Source organism: Vicinamibacterales bacterium, assembly GCA_036012125.1.
GTDB lineage: Bacteria > Acidobacteriota > Vicinamibacteria > Vicinamibacterales > UBA823 > UBA11600.
The window spans coordinates 114,895-134,966 of sequence record DASCOS010000011.1 but is presented as its reverse complement, the minus strand read 5'-3'; the positions used below and the strand labels follow the sequence as shown (position 1 = coordinate 134,966).

Genomic DNA, 20,072 nt, shown 5'->3' with positions numbered 1-20,072 from the left:
CTATCTGCCAGCGCAGACCGGGCTCGCGGGCCGGTATTTCGACGGCCGGGGTGTACCGCAGGATGAAGCGGAGGCGGTGCGGTGGTACCGGCTGGCGGCCGAGCAGGGAGATGCCGAGGTATTAAGGTGGCTGCATCAGACTGCCGAGCAGGGCTCAATTCCGGCGCAAGGGAATCTGGGGGAGATGTATGCCGCCGGACGCGGGGTGGCGCCGGATGTGGTGCAGGCGCACCTGTGGCTGAGTCTTGCAGCGGTCCGAGCTTCGGCGGATCAGCGTGAGGCTTACGGTGCCGCTCGAGATGTCGTTGCCCAGCGCATGACCCGCGAGGAACTTGCTGGTGCCCAACGTCGCGCGCTCGCATGGGAGGCCGCACACCCGCCTCCCCCGCAGTGAACACCCTACGTCGATGTACTTTCTAAGCCTGAATGGATGTGGGGTGCGCAGTCGGTGGTTGTCTAAACCGCTCAGGCTTGTGCGAGGAAATGACATTCCCGTGAGCAGTAAGTATTGATGCGAATTCTTGTCAGCACTGATGCGTTTCCGCCGAACTGTGGAGGTAGTGGGTGGAGCACGTACGAGTTGGTCAAGACGTTACGGTCGAGGGGTCATTACGTAGCGGTTTCTCGTCCTCATTTTGGCACGTCAGGAGCCCATCCACTGACGATGTACGATGGCTTCGCCGTTCGAGAGTACAAAGCGTGGGCACCCCCTGTACCATTCGTCAGGAACTATTTCACGAACGAGCGGCTCTACGGACGATACGCGCGTGAACTCGGTGAGATCATTCGGCAAGAACAGATCGACGTAGTGCATGCTCAGCATTTCCTGAGTAGCCCGGCGTCCGTAATGGCAGCACGGATGGAAGATCGGGCGGTCGTATGCACCGTCAGAGACTACTGGCCCCTTTGCTACTGGTCTAACTTGATTCACGATCCCAAGGCGAGGGGTCTCTGCCCGGCATGTACGCCTTTGATGATGACTCGTTGTATCAGGCCGAGAGCACGATGGGCCTGGCCGCTTGCGCTGCCAGTTATTCCATATATGCGAAGAAATTTGGCCGGTAAGCGCCGCGCTCTTGGTCGGGCTGATGCGATCATTGCTGTGAGTACGGCAATCGCATCTGACTTGCGATCACGGACGAGTGACCTTCAAGACACGCGTGTCGAAGTCATTCCGAATCCGATCGATGTTGAAGGTATCCGGGCGGGGTCTGCTGACGACGGACCACCGCTTTCAGAACCGTATGCCGTATACGTAGGTAAACTTGCCCAAAATAAAGGCGCCAAGAGACTCATACCTGCGATCGTACGTGCAAGACTTCGTTGGCCGGTGGTCGTGGTGGGTGATGGGCCTCAGCGGATGGAAGTCGCGGCGGAGGCTGCACGTTCGAACGTGGATGTTCGCTTCCAAGGTTGGCTGCCTCGGGTGGAAGCGCTTCGCTGGTTGAAGCATGCGTCGGTCCTTATCTTTCCCTCGCACGGTCCGGAATCCTTAAGTCGGGTGCTGTTGGAAGCTGCTGTGCTCGGTGTGCCGACGGCCGCGATGGACACGGGGGGTACCCGAGACATTGTGAAGCACGAAGAAACTGGCTTGTTGTCGAAAACGTCCGAGGACTTGGGAGACGATGTACACCGCCTAAGCGAAGATCGTGCATTGAGACACCGGTTGAGTGAGGGCGCTCGGGACAGGGTCGAGCGACGGTTTGCAGCCCCAGTCGTCGTAGATCGAATTGAAGCGCTCTATCGCAATGTGGTGAGGCGGAGATGAGCGACTCGCCGATCCGAGTGGCGTTAGTGAGTCGTGCGAGTGCGGCCCTGCACGGTCCTGGCGGGCTTGAGCGGCATGTTGACGACCTCGCACGTCAACTACTGGAGCGCGGCGTTGCCGTTACGCTGATTACTAGGCCCGCCTCTCGACCGGGCGCTGAGGCTGCCTGGCTTCGTGACGAACGGCTGACGCTGAAAACCATTCAATACCGGACTTTTCCGTTCGCCGGTCGGCGTGGGACAACGATCCTCGACCGAAATACTGCCTATCTCTATTTCGGCTTCAAAGCGGGTCGGCAGGCGGCACGGCTCTTAAGCGACGGCCATGTTGATCTGATACATGGTCATGGTGCGAGTGTACTTGGTGCGGTTTTGCCAGCGCCCACTGCAAAGGTTCCGCTTGTTTTGACGCCGCACGGCATGGAAGAGTTTGGTGGGACCGATTTATTCCAGACTGGATTGAAGCGTATTGCCTATCGGCCTCTACAGATTGCGGTTCGTCGGTGCGCACGCTACGCGACCAGAATTCTTGCGACAGACCAAGCACTCGTATCGAACACGGTAACTAACTTACGTGTTCCGGAATCGTCCGTTCGTGTCGTTCCCAACGCTGTGGACCTTGGCCGGTGCGATGCACTGGCTGGACCGGCTGAAGGAGCAAAGATACGTAGCGTTTGGGATATCCCCAGTGCTGACAGGGTGTTTCTCAGTGTGGGCCGTGTTGAGAAGAACAAAGGTTTTGACGTTCTTGCCGGTGCTCTTGCACAGGCCTGCCGAGATTCTGAATTTCGCCAATGGCGGTGGGTCATCGTGGGTGACGGACATTACCGTTCTACCTTGGAGCGAATCGTTCGGCAACTTGGGTTGCAAGATCGGACGCTTTTTGTTGGCGCGACGACCGATCGTGAACTGCACGCCTGGTATGAGGCGGCGACGGTGTTCGTGCACCCCACTCTTTATGAAGGCAGCTCAATCGTCACGCTGGAAGCGATGGCACATAGTAGGCCCGTTGTAGCTTCGCGGGTCGGAGGGTTGCCTGACAAAGTGTTACCTAGGGTTACTGGTTGGTTGGCCTCGCCAGGGGACGCTGCGGACTTGGGGCATGCTTTAACTGAGGTTCTTCACCTGGAGGAACATCTTCCTAGGATGGGTGAAGCTGGCCGGGCGCTCGTCGAGCGGTGTTTTTCTTGGCCAAGCGTTACTGAGCGCTTATTGTCGCATTACGATGAAGTGCTGGCAGAGTGTGCCTCTTTGAGGGCGAGCAGGTGACTGTGCCCGTCGGCCTACCTATTTTTCATGGTCGTCCTGGCCCACTCCACCCCTTGGTCAGTGAGTAAGTCGTTGGCAGCTGCAACTACTCGATCCACTTCGACACCGACCAGACAATCTGGCACGTGCCCGACGCACCGAGACGGCGGGCGGCGGATCTGGTTGCAGGGACTACACCAGATGTTAACTCGTACGACGCGACTGCGGGATGTCAAGGGGCCGTAGTTGGTCGGGTCCGACGGACCAAAGACCGCAACGATTGGGGTTCCCATTGCAGCGGCAAGATGCATTGGACCAGTATCGCCGGTGATGAATAGCGAGAGATGTTCAAGGATGACCGCGAGGCGCGGAAGGTCTAGCGTGCCTGAAAGGTCGGCAACGGGGAGGTCACTGGGAAGCGCCGTCTTTACTCGGTCCACCTCTGCACGGTCTTCAGCAGAACCGGTGAGCACGATGGTCGCGCCCCGTGACCTGGCCAACCTAGTAGCGGCTTCGGCGAACCGAGTTGGGTCCCACTGTTTGATCGCGCGTCCACCGCTAGCATGAATGCCAATCGCCGGCTGACCGATTTGCCTCAGCACATCCTGGACTTGTGTTCTCACGGATTCCGGAATGAGAAGAGGTAACGAATCATCAGTGGCCCCACTGTCTTGGGAATGAGGCAGAATTGTGTCAACCAGACGCAAGGCATTTGTTGCAACGTGTGCTTGGCGGTCGTATATGGCGCGATCGGTCAGGAAAGCTCCGCCACCTTTAATATCAAAGCCTACCCGGCGCGGTGCTCCGCAAAGGGCCATCAGGGCATTTGACCTGATGTCCCCTTCGAAATTGCAGGCAAGGTCATATTGAGCTGTACGCCAGTGCGAAGCCTGACGCGTCAACTTGAGATAGTCGGTTGCCTGATGTCCTCTGGCCAACCAAGGTGCATCGACCGTTTCAACGTGGTCGACCACCGTCAGCAATCGCGCCAGTGACGCGTTCCAGCTTCCAACCACCAAATCGATGGTCGTGGCTGGGAACGCCGCGCGAAGCTTCAAGAGAGCAGGTAGCGTCATCAGTAGGTCGCCGATACGTTCCAGGCGAAGCAGGAGAATGCGAGTGGGTTGATGAGGGATAGCCGTCGAGCGACGTGTGACTACAGCGCCCACCGATAAGGCAAGGTCCGTGACCCCGACCAGCCATCGCTCAGCGCGGTTATGGATGTGAAGGTGATTAAACACCTGCCTTATTGTATCTCCACGCGATCGACCATCACCCCCAGCTCACGATTGTCGGGTACGCTCAGTACTCGGGACGGATTCCACGTGTTGGTGAGTAACGTGAGGCTCGTCGTTTCTCGTCGTTCCGCCATCACTGAAGCGAGGCTTGGTGGAATGGAGAAGATATAGGGATGAAACCCGTTGGTAATAGCCACGTCACCGAGCAGGACGTCATCGAGATAGACCGCAACGCGCGCAGGAATGACGTTATCGGGACGGTCGCCATCACTCATCCAGAGTGTCAGTGCTTGAGCATTCGCCGAAGTGTCCAAAATGGCAATATGAGATTCTTCACGAGACCAGCGAAAAGTGACCTGTTCTCCTGACTGAGGGGTTCCTCCCAGCAATGATGATTGCTCCTTCGAGTGGAATTCGACGACGTGCAGGTCATCCATTGTGCCAATATCGAGCGAAAATGGTCCTGGTACACGAATGGTCTCGTCGAATTGGTAGATGCCAAAATCGAACTCTTTTTGGTCCACCGCTCTTGGGTAGGTATTTAGGAGTGATTGGTATTCTGGCACTTGGAATCTCTCCGAACCCACCGGGTTGACGGTTGCAAACGACAGTAAGTCTGTCCGACCGCCTCCGAGAAAGAAGATGTTTTGATATTCTGTTCGAGCCCAGGTCAGAAATTCCAGAAAAGCATTTCTATTAGGTTCGGAGTCGCTGAAGACGAGCACATTTCGACCATAGATGTAGGCGAGTGGTAACGCTAGAACATGAAGGTCAGATGCAGCTCTGGACTCCACAATGACGAGATCACGATCACCGAACTGGTCGGCAAGTTCCTCAAGCTTCAGAATCACGCCTTCGTATTCGATGTGATTAAGCAATGGACGTGACGCGGCTAAATACTGTTGGCTCAGGAGTCCCACGAGCACGATACCAATTACGACCCGAACCACGAGGGTGATTCGTTCTCGCAGCATTCGTGGCCACCCCGAACCGACTCCCCAGAATGCCGCTGTGGTGATCAGTAACATCGACATTGGAAGAATGATTGGGAGGAACCGCCTCGTCATCCAGAAATGCTCAGGCACTATTCGGATTTTGTAAAAGAAGAAGAACGAAAATGTAACAAGACTCAAGATTAGTGCGGAGTTCCGCCAGAACGACTGGCGGACCAGTAGAGCGAATCCGAGTAGAGCAGCAACAAGCCCGTAGGGTGACAAATAGTACGCCGCATAGGTTCGAAGTGCGAATGCATCATGAGGGGCGAGTCGTCCGCCTGGTGTGCGAAGAAAGTATGCGTAAGCGGCGGCTATGATGACGGCACCACTGACGACTGCTGGCAACCAACGCCGAATTTGTGTACAAGCGGCTTCTGAGCGGATTGCTAGGAGCAGCAGGACGACCGCGGCCGCACCGAGACCAAGTAGGAGAATGTGGACCGTCTGCAGGTTCTGAACGAATCCGATCGGCTGTGCAGCATAGGGTGTGAGCACCGCCACGAAATACCAAGTTGCGAGTCCCAGCCAGAGTATCGCCGGACCGATGAAGCTGATGCGAGGCCGCCGTCCCTCAGTTGCACCGGCCAGGCAGGCCAGACTGACCGCCGCCCAGGCCAGTATCGCTGGCAGCCTTACGAAGAGTGACAGGCCGAGGAGCGTGGCCGCTAGGGGACCAAAAAATCGATCGCCATCGCTGTGAGCGCGAGCGAACGCTAGCAACGCAGCCAACAAAGTAGCCTGGAGGACGAGCTCTGAGTTCGGGTACCGGCTGAACCAGACCTGTGCGACGTGTACCGCCAGCAAAACAGAACCTGTGAATGCTGGCAAAGTTCCGACCGCCCGTGCTCCAACGAAATACAACGCCAGTAGGCCGAGGATTGCCCAGATACCGATGACCTGTCGGGCTCCCGTCAGGCCATTCAGGCCGTAACCAATGGAGACCCAGGCTGGATAGAGATGTGGAAACTGTCCCACGACCTTTCCAGAAGCAGGTTCAGTGACAAAGTAACCCATGAACCGAAGTCCGTAATAAGTGTCGTCATCATGGCGAGGAATAAAGAGGTCTCGCGAGTTAGGCGGTAGTGACGCGATTTGTGGATCCCGCGTGACGAGCGCACCGCGTTGAGCGATCTGGATCCCCTCGTTCACATATACGCCCGGGTCCTTCCCGCCTATGATGTATTCCGAGGAGGGAAAGTACAACCAGGCTCCAAGAGCTATCAAGGTGAGCGGTGCCAAGACGGTGAGGTTTGGCCGTGGGGCCTCAGGGGGCAATCGTAACCGGCCACGTGCGAGGAGCACGAACACCAGACTTAGGATGGTGTTTGCTGCGAGTAACCGTTCGAAGCTGTACTGTTCCGCGACCGCCAAGCCTAGGGCGATTATCGACGTCAGTGAGAGACTAATGAAAACTCCCCAGAAACAGCGCTCCTCGGCGGCTAGCGTTGCACGTCGCCAGCGATCGGCGACCGGCGACCGGAAGATAATGGCGCCTGGCAGGTAGGCGATCACGCCAAGGGCGACCAGCTGATACAACATAGGATGCGAGTTGCCGAAACGCGACGTCGGCACTCCGGCTCAGAAGTGTAACGCAAGTTCTTGCATGAGTAGAATGGTGCCACTGCTGAATCCCTGTTTGGCTTGCAGCGAGGGATTATCATTTGATGATGTGCGATGACCGGCGCTGTTGCGTTATGTGTGGCCCGCCGGCCGTTTCGGAGCATCTCTTTCGCAAGGGGGCCTACGCGATTCTGCGGTGCCGTTTGTGCGGGTTGATATTTGCCAGCCCGCATCCGACCCACGACGAGCTGGAACAGATTTATTCGGAGTCGTTCTTCCAGGTGGGCGAGAAATTTGCTGGTCAGGCAGGGAGTTCGGGCAGACTAAATGCTGAGCACCGTGTGCGACGGCTGCTTACGACGCCCGGTGTCACACGCGGCCGCTGGCTTGGCGTTGGCTGTGCTACCGGCGATTTTATGTTGGCAGCTCGACCGCATGTCGGGCACATCGCTGGCGTTGAGATGTCAATGTATGCAGCTGAGCAAACTCGAGCTAAGGGCCTACAGGACGTGGTGGTCGGAGATTTCCTGAGGGCGAGCCTGGGCAACGAGCCTGTCGATGTTGTGACGATGTGGGACGTCATTGAGCACGTACCGGACCCACTGACGTTCCTGCGCCATGCGTTTCAACTACTGCGTAATGGTGGCCTGATCGCCTTGAGCACGGGAGACATCGGGAGCTTGGTTGCCCGGGTGATGGGACGTTTCTGGCATCTCATGATCCCGCCCCGTCACCTTTACTTCTTTTCGCCTGTCACAATCAGAAATTTACTCAGCCAGGCTGGCTTTGAGGCCGTGGTGGTTTCCAAGCCGGGCAAGCGGGTACCGCTTGACTTCGCCCTCTGGAAACTGGCGTCCCTTGTCACGCCTCGTGCTGGTTCGGCTGCGCTAAGGCTGGGCGCGTTGACTCATCTCGGTCGTTTGGCTCCGTTTGTCAACTTGTGGGACATCATGACCATCGTTGCACGAAAGCGACCGCTAGGGATGACCCCGTCCCCTGAGGACGTTTCGACTCATCAATATGACTCCTTAGTCAATCGGTCGTAGACTGCCTCCAACTGTTCCGCGAAGTCAGCCCAGCTTCGATTCTGTTGAAGTTCAAGGCGCGCGGCTGCTCCAAGCGCGCGCCGCCGCTCAGGTTGCCCAAGCATCGTGTGGATAGCGTCGGCAAGGGCATCGGCATTTGCGGGAGGTACGACTACCGCGGTGCGTCCATCTTTAGCCACGCTTCTGATTCCGCCGACGTCGGTAGTGACGACGGTTGTGCCCGATACAAGCGCCTCTAGCAGGAAGTTTGGTAACCCGTCAACGTTGCCCGCAGTGTCACGGACGGACGGCACAACGACCAGGTCTGCAGCGTTAAGATAGCTGGGAATAGCGTTCTGCGACACATTACCGGCGAACGTTACGCGGTGACCGATACCCGCGTCGCGGGCACGCTGACGAAGTTCCGCATCTAGATCGCCACTACCCACAATCATGAGACGGAGCTCTGGCCACTTCAGTGCAAGCTTTGCCATCGCATCAATAAGAAATTCAAAACCCTTTTTTCTAACTAGGCGACCGGCCGTGAGGATGAGTGGAGCGTCCAGAGGGACACCGAGTTGAGTGCGCGTCTGAGCACCGGTCGAGGGGTCTGGGCTGAACCGTTTAGCGTCCACACCGTATGGAAGCACCTCGATGTGGTCTTTCGAAGCGCCCAGACCGATAGCACGTTGACGCAGGTCATCACTGCACGCTGTTACCCAACTAGCCCGGCTGAATGCCCAGCGAGCCACGGGTCCCAGAAAGTGGTATCGCTCGGCAACATACACGTCAGAGCCGTGAAGACTGATCGCTAATGGGAGGGCGGTGGAAGCGGCCAAGGCTGCGATTACGCCTCCTGGAATTACCCAGTGACCATGAAGAATCGTGGCTCCGTAGCGTCGTGCTACTTGGCGAGTCTTGAGTATCGCTGCAATGGACGCCAGCGGTGCAGCGAGATATGCAGTGGTCTTCAAGTGGACGTCGGCTCGGAGACCCTGCGCATACCCAAACACCGATAGGCTGGCTGGAGCGTAGCGGAAGTAATGTAGATGGACGCCGCGTTCGACTGGTGCACGGTCGACTTGGGGGTGCCACGGTAGAACTACGTGGACAGCGTGGCCACGCGCCGCAATGCCTTGAGCGATAGGCTCGAGGAATGTGCCCACCGTATCCCCGGGAAACCTAGGATAGGACGTGCTAACCATGACGATGGTATGGGCCATGACATCAACCGGACGGTTCCGCGCGGTCAGTGTGGTAGAGAACCGTGGATGCTGTTACCGTCTCCGTTCGAATCTCAGCGCGGAGATCTGTTCTGAGACAAGACCGATTAGGAAAACGATGACACCGAGAACGATTAATAGGACGGAGGAGTTTGTCACCCGCACGTAACGGAGTAGCGTCCACAGCATGTAGCCTGTGCCAAGTATGAACGGGACAGCGGCAATCGGTACAAAGATCCGAAGCGGATTAAAGAGCGTGATCACTCGCAGTAGAATCAAGAAAAACTTGAACCCATCCTGGATCAGCCTGATTTTTGAGTGCCCTTCTCGCGGTGTCGCCTCCGCGGGTTCGAACACGACGTTGTAACCTGCCTTGATAAACGACAGGGTAGTTGTGGTCGGTGTTGAAAACCCATTTGGCAGGAGGTGGATGAATTCGAGGAGATACTTGGTTCGTGCCGCACGCAGACCTGACGTTAAGTCCGGGATCGGCCGTCCCGAGAGGTAGCTAGCGAGCCAGTTCAAGACCCGGTTACCAATCCGGCGTCCTCTGGTTGCTTGGCTAATGCCGGAGCGAGTACCTATGACGAGGTCATAGTCACCGAGCAATTCCACCAAACGCAAACCGTCCACTGCAGCATGCTGTCCGTCACCGTCGGTGATCAGGATGTAATCACCGTCCGCATTGCGGAGGCCAGTCTTCACGGCGGCGCCGTTTCCTTTGTTATAAGGGTGCGTAATGACTGTGGCGCCAGCATTACGGGCCTCGGCACTCGTCCCGTCCGTCGAACCATCATCCACGACGATGATTTCTCGCCAGGTAGCGACGTTCTTTAGCGACGTCACGACTTTACCGACGGTCGCCGCTTCGTTGAACGCCGGGATGATTACCGAGGTGGTAGTTGGGTTAGCCATCTACGATACTTCTGTGCCTGTGTCTGGTGGTCTCGGAGGTGGTTCATTGCGCCGTTCAAGTTCCATCACACGGATTCGGTAGAGTAGATCTTCAATTAGTTTGCGGTTGCCTGAGATGACGTCAGCGACGAGCCCAATGAGCAGTACTTGAAACCCAACGATCATTAGAACAGCTGAAAGAATCAGTGATTGGATGTTTCCACCACCTAAGCCGCTAAGGTAGAAGTAGAGAAACCGGAGTGAAATCAAGAAGCCGGCGCTGAAGACAGCGCCACCGATATAGGTAAAGATCTTAAGTGGCTCGTACATCGCGTAGACGCGGATGATTGTGGCTGTCGACTTCTTGATGTATGAAACCGTGCTATCGAATAGCCGAGATTCTCGCATCTTTGGATTCGTTGCGACAGGCACGTGCGCAATGGCCATTCGTTTCTTACCCGACTGGATGATCGATTCCAGTGTGTATGAGAACTCCGAGACAATCGTCATCTGAAGTGCTGCTTCCCTGGTGTAAGCTCGAAATCCGCTCGTCGTATCGGGCACTGTTGTGTTCGAAACTTGGCGCACGACCCAACTACCCAAATGTTGCAAAGCTCTCCGAATGAAAGGTAGATGACGTAGCGAACTAATATTGCGATCGCCGATTGAAATCTCCGCCTCGCCAGACAATAACGGCGTAAGGAGTTTGACGACATCAGTGCCAGCATACTGGTTATCGGCGTCGGTGTTGACGATGAAATCCGCACCATTCTTTAAGCAGGCGTTAATACCGGCAGTGAAGGCCACCGCTAATCCGCGATTCCGCGGAAAGCTAATGATGTGATTGACGCCCTCGTTACGCGCGACACGCGCGGTGTTGTCTTCGGAGCCGTCGTCAATCACGAGCGTTTCAATTACGTCAATTCCCGGAATGCTTCGCGGCAGATCTCGCAGCGTTACGGGGAGTGTCGCGGCCTCATTCAGACAGGGAATCTGGATAATGAGTTTCGTCACGGTACCTTCGATCCATTTCCGGTCGTCAAGGGACCTGTGGCGCCGACGAGCCGTTCCACGACACCGTCCCAAGATATCTGTTTCGCTCTTGCGTAGCCCGCCTCACCGAGGCGGGCTGCGTTGGCGCGGTCAGCCGCAAGCTTGCTGATTGCGTCGGCGATCGCGCTTGGCTCCGGCATGCACACAGTGCCGTTAATGCCGTCCTCCACGAACTCGAGGGGACCGCCCGCATCCTCGGTTGTAAGTATCGGCCGGCGGGCGAGAAAGCTTTCCAATGTCACGTATCCGTAGTCCTCGTCGTAGGGAACATACACGACCCCAAGCGCCCCCGCGTAAAGTTCGATCAAGGTGTCATCATTTACCCAACCAGCGAAGTCGACTCGGTCGCTGATCCCTAGGGCCTCCACACGCTCTTCGAGCTTCGGCCGGTTCGACCCGTCACCAACGATGACTAACCTAATCGATGAATCGGCAAGTGCGATAGCCTCCACTGCGAGGTCGATGCGTTTGACTGCTTCCAGCCGACCAACCGAGAGAACATAGTTTCCGTATGAATCTGCACGGAGCTTGTCGGCCAGTCGTGGAGGATGGTACAGGGCTTCAGCAGTCAAGCCGTTGTACCGCTGCAGACGGGACGCGGTGTTTCGTGCGTTGGTGAAAAGGCGTTGACATTCATTCAGCATTTGTCGATCGAGGCGCATCAGAGTGTCACGTAGACCTACGTCTGTCTCGGTATGCTGGAAATCGGAATAGGGTGTTCCGCACAACTCGTACGCTGCACGATACTGATGAATAAGCCAAGCTACTTTGTTCGGGTGCCGTACGAAGTAGGTAGGAAATTTAAGGCTGATAGCGAGATCGATGGCTTGCCCGTTGCTCTCACTCAAATCCAACAGTCGCCAGATAGTGGCGTGGGCCAAAATCTCCTTTTTCTGATACCACTTGAATGGAACGCTGACGAGCTCAGTCTGATAGCCATGCTCACGTAACTGAGTGACGAGCGCGCGCACATGGAACTCGGCGCCTCCTTCAACGAAGGGAACCTGGGCTTCACAGACGACGACCGTACGGACGGCCATGGGGAATGGATTTAGTTCAACGATCGGCTCCAGAGGTTACTTTCATCTGGACCGCCTGGTCGGAATGGTACCATGCCCGCTACCGCTTGGGCCAGGGACCCCCAATTTTTCCGATTCAAATTGACTTGCTTCGCACGGGTCCGATAGGATCACTGTTAGTGATTGGGAAACTTTTCACAAGCAGATACCGTTCGTGATGGTGAGAGGCGACTGCGCCGCCACACCAGGTTGATACGAGGACACGGACGTAATGGTAGATCACGCAGGTAGTGACGCTCGACGGCTCACGGTCGACGAGATTTTGCGTGAGGCAAGTACACTTCTCGAAACCGTTAGAGGTTTTGCTCCAGCCCAAGTTTTGTTAGCGGCCGACATGCTGGTGTCCGCTTTTGAATCACGTAACAAAGTGTTGGTGTTTGGGAACGGCGGTAGCGCTTCCGATGCTGAGCACCTGGCTGCTGAGCTGGTTGGTCGCTTTGCACACGATCGACAAGGCTGGCCAGCGATTTCGTTGACTGCCGATTCAAGTGTTGTAACGGCTATTGGAAACGACTACGGCTTCGATCAAATTTTCGCCCGGCAGGTCGACGCACTTGGAAGACAAGGAGACATCGCCTTCGCGATCTCCACGAGCGGGAAGTCAGCGAACGTCATCGCTGGATTAGAAGCTGCCGAACGAGGAGGCCTACGGCGCATCGCACTAACCGGCCGGGATGGCGGACTCCTTGGTCGAGCCGCTGAACTTCAGATCAACGTACCCCACGACTCCGTGCCGCGGGTACAAGAAGTGCACCGAACCCTGCTACACGTAATTTGCGAACTTGTTGAGAGAGAGTTGGCCGGTTGACGGCACAGTGTGTGATGGCAGTTCACACAATACGTAAGGGTCTCGAGCTTCCGATCGCCGGTGAACCTAGACAAGAGATTGAAGCCGCCGTTGTTTCACGGCGCGTTGGTGTTGTTGCGGCGGACTACATCGGCTTACGGCCAACAATGCATGTCAGCGTCGGTGATGACGTGCGTCGAGGCCAGCTCCTCATGGAAGACAAGAAAATCCAAGGAGTACGTTATACCGCACCCGCCGAAGGACGGATTCTTGCGATTAACCGAGGTGATCGACGGGCTCTGCAGTCGGTCATTATCGAACTCTCCCGCGCGGAGCTCGAAGGCCGCCCAGACAGTCCACGATTCAGCTCGTTTTCGGGTCGGCATCCGAGCAGTTTGACGGGGGATGAGGTTAGAGAGCTACTTCTGGAGTCGGGGATGTGGACGGCTATCCGCGGTCGGCCGTTCAGCCGTGTCGCAAACCCAGTTGGGCGCCCACATTCGGTTTTCGTAACCGCGATCGACTCCAATCCGTTGGCGGCTTCAGTCGAGACTGTGATGACGGGAGCACAGGGTGCATTTGAGACCGGTCTCGTTGCGTTGTCGAAGTTGACCGATGGTCCCGTTTTTGTGTGCACCGCTAAAGGAATATCTCTCTCACTCCCGAAAATCGATCAGGTTCGTCATGAGGAATTTGCCGGACCACATCCATCTGGAACCGTGGGCCTGCACATCCATCGGCTCGACCCAGTCGACCGTCAGAAAATGGTGTGGCACATTGGCTATCAGGACGTGATCGCCATCGGGCGTCTGTTCGAACGGGGTGAATTCTCGCCGGAGCGCGTGGTCGCGCTGGGTGGAACTTCCGTACGGAATCCAAGATTACTCAGGACGAGGCTGGGTGTGTCGCTCGACGATCTGATGCGCGATGAACTCGAGGATGGAGAACATCGTGTAATTTCTGGTTCAGTGTTTTCCGGACGTGCTGCGGCCGGTGAGGTCTTCGGATATCTGGGTCGCTATCACGTCCAAGTGTCAGTGCTGACAGAGGGACGGGACCGAGAATTCTTGGGGTGGTTGCGCCCTGGCCTGCATAAGTACTCCACGATCAACACCTTTGTGTCGAGGTTGTTACCAAGACGACGATTCGTATTCACGACAGCGACGCACGGTTCGCCTCGCGCGATTATTCCTATCGGCATGTATGAGCGGGTTATGCCGATGGACCTGATGCCGACGTTTCTCGCCAGAGCACTCGTTATGGGAGATGCGGAAAAGGCGGAAGAACTTGGATGCGTTGAACTTGATGAGGAAGACCTTGCACTCTGCAGCTTTGTGTGTCCAGGGAAGACTGACTTTGGTACAAAGCTGCGCGAAGTGTTAACGGAAATTGAAACAGAGGGCTGACGCTTCGTTTTCCAGCGTGCCACAACCAATGCGGTTCTTACGAGCACTTCTCGACAAGCAAGCAAGACTCTTTGAAAAGGGCGGCAAACTCGAGAAGTTATATCCCCTGTACGAAGCGAACGACACTTTCTTGTTCACGCCCGGTCACGTGACGGCCGGTGCCTCCCACGTGCGCGATGGCTTGGATGTCAAGCGACTGATGATGACGGTTGTTGTCGCGCTAGCTGGGTGCGTTTACATGGCGATTTACAACACGGGCTACCAGGCGAACCTTGCTATCCGTGCCGGCGCGCCCGTGCTCGACACTTGGCAGTCGACTGCTGTTGTGGCACTTGGTATGAGTTTCGACCCGGACCAGTGGCTCGCGTGTGTCATCCATGGAGCGCTCTATTACTTGCCGGTGCTGGGAGTAACGTTTGCCGTTGGTGGAGCTTGGGAGGCGCTATTTGCGATCGTGCGGAAACACGAAATTAACGAAGGCTTTCTGGTAACGGGCATGCTGTTTCCACTGATCCTGCCGCCAACGATTCCACTGTGGCAGGTAGCACTCGGGATTAGTTTTGGCGTTGTAATCGGAAAAGAAATTTTTGGCGGCACGGGAATGAACGTGCTCAACCCTGCCTTGACGGCTCGAGCCTTTGTCTTTTTTGCCTACCCGGCCAATATGTCAGGTGACACTGCTTGGATTACTGCCGCAACTACTACCGATGGCGTGAGCGGTGCAACGTGGCTTGCCCGTACCGCGCTCGATGGCGACCAGGCTCTCACCGGCCTTGACTGGGGAGAAGCCTTCATGGGATTCGTCCCGGGTTCGATGGGTGAGACATCGGCCTTGGCCTGTCTCTTGGGAGCGGCTGTGCTCATCATTACGCAGGTCGGCTCTTGGCGGATCATGCTGAGCGTGGCACTTGGAACGTTCGTGACCGCTTGGTTCTTGAATGTGGTCGGCTCAAACACGAATCCAGCATTTGCTGTTTCCCCAGCTTGGCATTTTGTTTTGGGTGGATGGGCCTTCGGCACGGTCTTTATGGCGACAGATCCGGTATCTGCGCCAGCATCCGACATAGGGCGTTACCTGTATGGCTTTCTGATTGGTGTACTCGTGGTTCTGATCCGTGTCGTAAACCCAGCGTATCCAGAAGGTATGATGCTTTCGATTCTCTTTATGAACCTATTCGCGCCTGTGCTCGACTATTTTGTGGTCCGGTCAAACGTAAAACGACGGAAGGCACGCTATGCAGGGTAGCGTCGTCTACAACTTAGTTTTTTCAGCCGCCGTTTGCGTGGTTTGCGCCGTGTTTGTATCGTCTTCGGCCGTCGTGCTCCGGGAGCGACAAGAATACAATGCCGCGATTGATAAGCAACGGAATGTGCTGGCTGTTTCCGGCATGGTTGGCGACGACGAGGAGTTGGTACCTGAAGAGATCGAACGAAGATTCGCTGCCATTGAACAGATCATTATTGACCTGGGGACTGGTGAGGAAGTGCCCGGAATTGAACCATCCACCTTCGACCAACGACGAGCCTCAAAAGACCCTGCGACCAGCACTGCCGCACCGCCGAATGCAGCGCAAGTTGTACGATTACCCGATCAGGCACTGGTGTACAAGGTGCGTGACGCACAGGGTGGGCCGAGTCTGCATGTTCTGCCGGTCGAGGGGCTGGGTCTCTGGGGAACGTTATACGGGTTTATTGCGCTCGACGGGGCGCTTGAAACTGTACAAGCTCTGACCTTCTACGAACACATAGAAACGCCTGGCCTAGGTGGCGAGGTCGACAATCCTCGCTGGAAGGCGCTCTGGCGGGGACGACGTCCATTTGACGACGACTTCCAGCCAGCCCTTACCGTCATCAAGGGTCGGGCAGGTCCACCGAGTGAAGACCCTCATCGCGTGGACGGTTTATCGGGCGCGACGATGACTAGCCGCGGAGTAACGAATCTGCTCCAGTTTTGGCTTGGTGACGACGGATTTGGACCGTATCTGAATCGGCTTCGACAGCAAAGGACGGATGGTTGATGCCTGTGAATACCAAGAAGGTGCTCACGGACCCGCTATTTAACAATAACCCGATCGCCTTGCAGGTACTCGGGATTTGTTCGGCCTTGGCGGTGACGACCCAGATGGATACCGCTGCTGTGATGAGCATTGCGGTTATCGCGGTAACGGCGCTATCTAGCCTGTTCGTCAGCATGCTACGGAATCAGATTCCGACGAACATTCGGATCATTGTCCAGTTAACAATCATTGCCTCGCTGGTCATCATGACTGACCAGATATTGAAGGCATATGTTTTCGAGATTTCGAAGCAATTGACTGTCTTTGTTGGTTTGATAATTACGAACTGCATCATTATGGGACGCGCTGAGGCCTACGCGATGCAGAACCCCCCGGCTCTCAGCTTAATCGATGGTATTGGGAACGGTTTGGGCTACGGGTTCATTCTCATGGCCACCGCATTTGTCCGTGAACTCTTAGGTGCTGGGTCGTTATTCAACGTGCAAGTGCTACCGGTTGTGGCTGAAGGAGGTTGGTATACCCCGAACGGCCTAATGACGCTCTCGCCGAGCGCTTTCTTTATCATCGGCGGGCTTATCTGGGCGCTGCGTGCCTGGAAGCCTGAACAAAACGAGGCGGAGTGAGATGCTGGAAACCTATTTGAGTTTGGCGGTTAAAGCAATCTTCGTCGAGAACATGGCTCTAGCATTTTTCTTGGGCATGTGTTCGTTCATTGCTGTGTCTCGGAAAGTGGACACCGCGATTGGTCTTGGCGTTGCGGTTATCTTCGTGCTGAGTGTCACGGTGCCAATGAATAATCTGATCTATCGGAATCTGTTGAGCGACGGTGCTCTGGGTTGGATCACGCCGGCGTTCGAAGATTATGATCTGTCGTTCCTCGGTTACCTGACCTATATCGGGACCATTGCTGCGATGGTCCAGATTGTGGAGATGACGCTTGATCGCTTCGTGCCGAAATTACACGCTGCGCTTGGGGTGTTTCTCCCTCTGATTGCAGTGAACTGTGCGATTCTTGGTGCGTCATTGTTAATGGTGCAACGGAACTATGGGCTAGCGGAGAGTGCGGTGTATGGATTTGGCTCCGGTGTTGGCTGGGCACTCGCGATCATCGCCCTGGCCGGAATCCGTGAGCGCCTGCGCTATAGCAATGTACCAGCTGGACTGCGCGGGTTGGGGATTACGTTCATTCTGACGGGGCTCATGGCGATTGGCTTCATGGCGTTTGGTGGCGTGCAGTTATAGGCGAGGAAAAGGATTAAGGACGATGGTCGAGGTTGGCTTGGGCGTGCTCATGTTCACGTTGGTCATTGTGTCTCTGGTTGTGGTGTTGATGGTGGCACGCCGGCAACTAGTGGCAGCCGGTGAGGTGACCATTGTCATTAATGATGACTCAGCGAAGGCACTTCGGACTACGGCCGGAAGAACGCTACTCGACACGCTGTCATCGAACAAGCTCTTCGTTCCCTCTGCGTGCGGTGGGAAAGGTAGTTGTGGTGTTTGCACGGTGAAGGTTATCGACGGCGGTGGTGCAATGCTTCCGACTGAGCGCAGCCACATTTCACGTGGCGAGGCGCGTGTCGGCACGCGCTTGTCGTGCCAGGTGAAGGTCAAGCAGGATATGAAGATCGAAGTACCTGCTGAGTTGTTCGATGTTCGGCGCTGGCACTGCAAGGTTCGTTCCAACGACAACGTCGCGACCTTCATAAAGGAGTTAGTGTTGGAGTTACCGGCCGGGGAAGAGGTGCCGTTTCGGGCCGGTGGTTATATCCAGATCGACTGCCCGCAGTGTACCGTTCACTACAAGGATTTTTATGTCAGTGAAGAATATCGACCTGATTGGGATCGCTTCGACATCTGGCGTTACACGTCGACTGTGGACGAGCTCACGGTGCGAGCCTATTCAATGGCGAATTACCCTGAGGAGAAGGGCATCATCATGCTTAATGTCAGGGTCGCCACACCGCCGCCACGTGGACCCGAGGGCATTCCACCGGGGAAAATGAGTTCCTACCTGTTCAGCCTCAAACCTGGAGATGAAGTTGTTATCTCTGGCCCGTTTGGTGAGTTTTTTGCCAAAGACACTCAGGCGGAGATGGTTTTCATTGGTGGTGGCGCTGGGATGGCGCCGATGCGGGCCCACCTGTTTGATCAGTTCTATCGGTTGCACACGACGCGTAAGGTATCTTTCTGGTACGGTGCGCGTAGCTTGCGTGAGGCGTTCTACATTGACCATTTTGACACGCTCGAACGCGAGTTTGACAGTTTTGGGTGGCACTTGGCTTTATCGGAGCCACTCCCGGAGGATCAGTGGACTGGTAAGACTGGGTTCATTCATCAGGTGCTGTACGACAACTACTTGAAAGACCATCTGGCGCCAGAGGACATTGAGTACTATTTGTGCGGCCCACCACTGATGTTAAAGGCCTGCATGAACATGCTTGATGGACTCGGCGTTGAACCTGACAATATTCTATTTGATGACTTCGGCTAGGACTGCATAACGGCGCCAGCATACGGCTCGCCTATGTCTTCTCCGTTTTATTTCCGCACACTCGCGCTGTTTATCGTCCTTGCGGTCGGGGCGGCATGCGCCTCTCCTTCGACCGGTCCATCGATGTATGAACTCCATGGTTCGGCGATGGGGACATCGTTTGTAGTCAAGATTGTCAGTAACGAAAACAAATCTGAATCACAAGTGGCGCTTCAAGAACTTGTTCAGGCTGAATTAGCGCTCGTTGATGGTCTGATGTCTCATTACCGTCCAGACTCGGAACTGTCTCGGTTCAACCGCCACGCACAGACAACTCCATTCGTTGTGTCTGACGAGACGTTTGCAGTGCTGGCCGAGGCGGCTCGGATCAGTGACTGGACTAACGGGGCGTTTGACATCACTGTAGGTCCACTGGTTGAGGCTTGGGGGTTTGGCGTGGCACCAGTAGATGCGCCGCCCTCCGATGCTCTGATTGAGGAATTAAGGGAGAGGTTAGGATTTGCGAGGCTACGGCTGGACCCTGAAGCTCGCACCGTGCAGAAGAACGCGCCCAGGTTAGAAGGCGATCTGTCCGCCATAGCGAAGGGTTATGCGGTAGACCGCGTTGCCGAAGCCTTGGAATCTGCTGGGTTCTCCCGATATATGGTCGAGGTTGGTGGCGAGGTACGGACCGCTGGTTATAACCAGGCTGAGGCGCCCTGGCAGATCGCTATTGAGCGACCTGATGCCGGTGTGAGACTACTACAGACTACTGTACCGCTTACCAATGCATCCATGGCTACATCCGGAGACTATCGAAACTTTTATGAGTGGAAAGGTGAACGGTTCTCTCACACAATTGATCCCCGCACGGGGCGTCCCGTGAACCATGCATTAGCATCGGTTACGGTTGTGAGCCGCATGTGTATGACCGCCGACGCACTCGCGACAGCACTGTTAGTTTTAGGGCCAGAGGACGGTTACCGATTTGCGGTCGCAAATGATGTAGCGTCGCTCATGGTGGTGAGGCAGCCCGACGGTAGTGGTTTCGAATATCGCTCTACACCAGCTTTCGAGCGCGTACTAAGCGGTGGAGGTGTAGAATAGCGCCGATGGTCATCTTCCTCTTGACGACTCTCGTCATAGGTGCGGCCATGCTTGTAATGGCCGTTGGTGTTTTACTCAGCAACCGCTGTCTGCGCGGTTCGTGCGGTGGACCAGAACTCCTGAGTGCAGATGGAGAGTCGTTGCTGTGTGAGACCTGCCCGAACCGCGACAAAGTTTCCTCAACCGAGTTGTCGGCTTAGCT

The 20,072-nt window shown here is 55.9% G+C and carries 19 protein-coding genes; 13 read left to right on the top strand and 6 right to left on the bottom strand.

The window, feature by feature from the left end; genetic code table 11:
* The first annotated feature begins 4 nt into the window (after positions 1 to 4).
* From QGH09_05050 to QGH09_05040, 3 genes are all read left to right on the top strand, one after another.
* The gene (locus QGH09_05050; protein ID HJO17548.1) at positions 5 to 394 is read left to right on the top strand and encodes a tetratricopeptide repeat protein; all 390 of its coding nucleotides are present in this window, start codon (positions 5 to 7) and stop codon (positions 392 to 394) included.
* Between the two features lie 117 nt (positions 395 to 511).
* Positions 512 to 1,768, top strand: coding sequence for a glycosyltransferase family 4 protein (locus QGH09_05045; protein HJO17547.1), 1,257 nt, complete (start codon positions 512 to 514; stop codon positions 1,766 to 1,768).
* The gene (locus QGH09_05040) at positions 1,765 to 3,036 is read left to right on the top strand and encodes a glycosyltransferase family 4 protein (GenBank protein ID HJO17546.1); all 1,272 of its coding nucleotides are present in this window, start codon (positions 1,765 to 1,767) and stop codon (positions 3,034 to 3,036) included. The genes QGH09_05045 and QGH09_05040 overlap by 4 nt, the downstream gene beginning before the upstream one ends.
* 14 nt (positions 3,037 to 3,050) lie before the next feature.
* Here the strand turns inward: QGH09_05040 and QGH09_05035 are convergent, their stop codons facing one another.
* Both QGH09_05035 and QGH09_05030 read right to left on the bottom strand, forming a co-directional pair.
* A complete protein-coding gene (locus QGH09_05035) occupies positions 3,051 to 4,256 on the bottom strand; it encodes a glycosyltransferase family 9 protein (GenBank protein HJO17545.1) in 1,206 nt (401 codons plus the stop codon).
* Between the two features lie 5 nt (positions 4,257 to 4,261).
* Positions 4,262 to 6,820, bottom strand: a complete 2,559-nt coding sequence (locus QGH09_05030; protein HJO17544.1) for a hypothetical protein — start codon at positions 6,818 to 6,820, stop codon at positions 4,262 to 4,264.
* A gap of 92 nt (positions 6,821 to 6,912) precedes the next feature.
* Between QGH09_05030 and QGH09_05025 the strand changes: the two genes are divergently transcribed.
* Positions 6,913 to 7,854, top strand: a complete 942-nt coding sequence (locus tag QGH09_05025) for a class I SAM-dependent methyltransferase (protein ID HJO17543.1) — start codon at positions 6,913 to 6,915, stop codon at positions 7,852 to 7,854.
* On the opposite strand, the gene QGH09_05020 is transcribed toward QGH09_05025, so the two are convergent.
* From QGH09_05020 to QGH09_05005, 4 genes are read right to left on the bottom strand one after another with little or no spacing between them, the layout of a single operon-like run.
* Positions 7,824 to 9,056, bottom strand: a complete 1,233-nt coding sequence (locus tag QGH09_05020) for a glycosyltransferase (protein HJO17542.1) — start codon at positions 9,054 to 9,056, stop codon at positions 7,824 to 7,826. The two genes, QGH09_05025 and QGH09_05020, sit on opposite strands and share 31 nt — an antisense overlap.
* Positions 9,057 to 9,110: 54 nt before the next feature.
* Positions 9,111 to 9,971 carry a glycosyltransferase family 2 protein gene (locus QGH09_05015; GenBank protein ID HJO17541.1) on the bottom strand — a complete coding sequence of 287 codons (861 nt, stop codon included), beginning with the start codon at positions 9,969 to 9,971 and terminating at the stop codon, positions 9,111 to 9,113.
* The gene (locus tag QGH09_05010) at positions 9,972 to 10,964 is read right to left on the bottom strand and encodes a glycosyltransferase family 2 protein (protein HJO17540.1); all 993 of its coding nucleotides are present in this window, start codon (positions 10,962 to 10,964) and stop codon (positions 9,972 to 9,974) included.
* Positions 10,961 to 12,043: a glycosyltransferase family 4 protein gene (locus QGH09_05005; GenBank protein HJO17539.1), complete on the bottom strand. Its 1,083-nt coding sequence runs from the start codon at positions 12,041 to 12,043 to the stop codon at positions 10,961 to 10,963. Before QGH09_05005 ends, QGH09_05010 begins: the two co-directional genes overlap by 4 nt.
* Before the next feature lie 250 nt (positions 12,044 to 12,293).
* Here QGH09_05005 and QGH09_05000 point away from each other — a divergent pair, with 250 nt between their 5' ends.
* The 9 genes from QGH09_05000 to QGH09_04960 are packed head-to-tail and all read left to right on the top strand — an operon-like array spanning position 12,294 to position 20,070.
* A complete protein-coding gene (locus QGH09_05000) occupies positions 12,294 to 12,890 on the top strand; it encodes an SIS domain-containing protein (protein ID HJO17538.1) in 597 nt (198 codons plus the stop codon).
* Between the two features lie 14 nt (positions 12,891 to 12,904).
* The gene (locus QGH09_04995) at positions 12,905 to 14,275 is read left to right on the top strand and encodes a Na(+)-translocating NADH-quinone reductase subunit A (protein HJO17537.1); all 1,371 of its coding nucleotides are present in this window, start codon (positions 12,905 to 12,907) and stop codon (positions 14,273 to 14,275) included.
* 28 nt (positions 14,276 to 14,303) lie between these two features.
* The gene (locus tag QGH09_04990; protein ID HJO17536.1) at positions 14,304 to 15,521 is read left to right on the top strand and encodes an NADH:ubiquinone reductase (Na(+)-transporting) subunit B; all 1,218 of its coding nucleotides are present in this window, start codon (positions 14,304 to 14,306) and stop codon (positions 15,519 to 15,521) included.
* The gene (locus QGH09_04985; protein ID HJO17535.1) at positions 15,511 to 16,293 is read left to right on the top strand and encodes a Na(+)-translocating NADH-quinone reductase subunit C; all 783 of its coding nucleotides are present in this window, start codon (positions 15,511 to 15,513) and stop codon (positions 16,291 to 16,293) included. The genes QGH09_04990 and QGH09_04985 overlap by 11 nt, the downstream gene beginning before the upstream one ends.
* The gene (locus QGH09_04980) at positions 16,293 to 16,916 is read left to right on the top strand and encodes an NADH:ubiquinone reductase (Na(+)-transporting) subunit D (protein ID HJO17534.1); all 624 of its coding nucleotides are present in this window, start codon (positions 16,293 to 16,295) and stop codon (positions 16,914 to 16,916) included. The genes QGH09_04985 and QGH09_04980 overlap by 1 nt, the downstream gene beginning before the upstream one ends.
* A 1-nt stretch (position 16,917) precedes the next feature.
* Positions 16,918 to 17,535, top strand: a complete 618-nt coding sequence (gene nqrE / locus QGH09_04975) for an NADH:ubiquinone reductase (Na(+)-transporting) subunit E (GenBank protein ID HJO17533.1) — start codon at positions 16,918 to 16,920, stop codon at positions 17,533 to 17,535.
* Positions 17,536 to 17,557: 22 nt separating this feature from the next.
* Entirely contained in the window at positions 17,558 to 18,784 is a 1,227-nt protein-coding gene (gene nqrF / locus QGH09_04970) for an NADH:ubiquinone reductase (Na(+)-transporting) subunit F (GenBank protein ID HJO17532.1), read from the top strand.
* A gap of 33 nt (positions 18,785 to 18,817) precedes the next feature.
* Entirely contained in the window at positions 18,818 to 19,870 is a 1,053-nt protein-coding gene (locus QGH09_04965) for an FAD:protein FMN transferase (GenBank protein HJO17531.1), read from the top strand.
* 5 nt (positions 19,871 to 19,875) lie between these two features.
* Positions 19,876 to 20,070 (top strand): hypothetical protein, encoded by a 195-nt coding sequence (locus tag QGH09_04960; protein ID HJO17530.1) that lies wholly within the window; start codon positions 19,876 to 19,878, stop codon positions 20,068 to 20,070.
* Positions 20,071 to 20,072 lie beyond the last annotated feature (2 nt).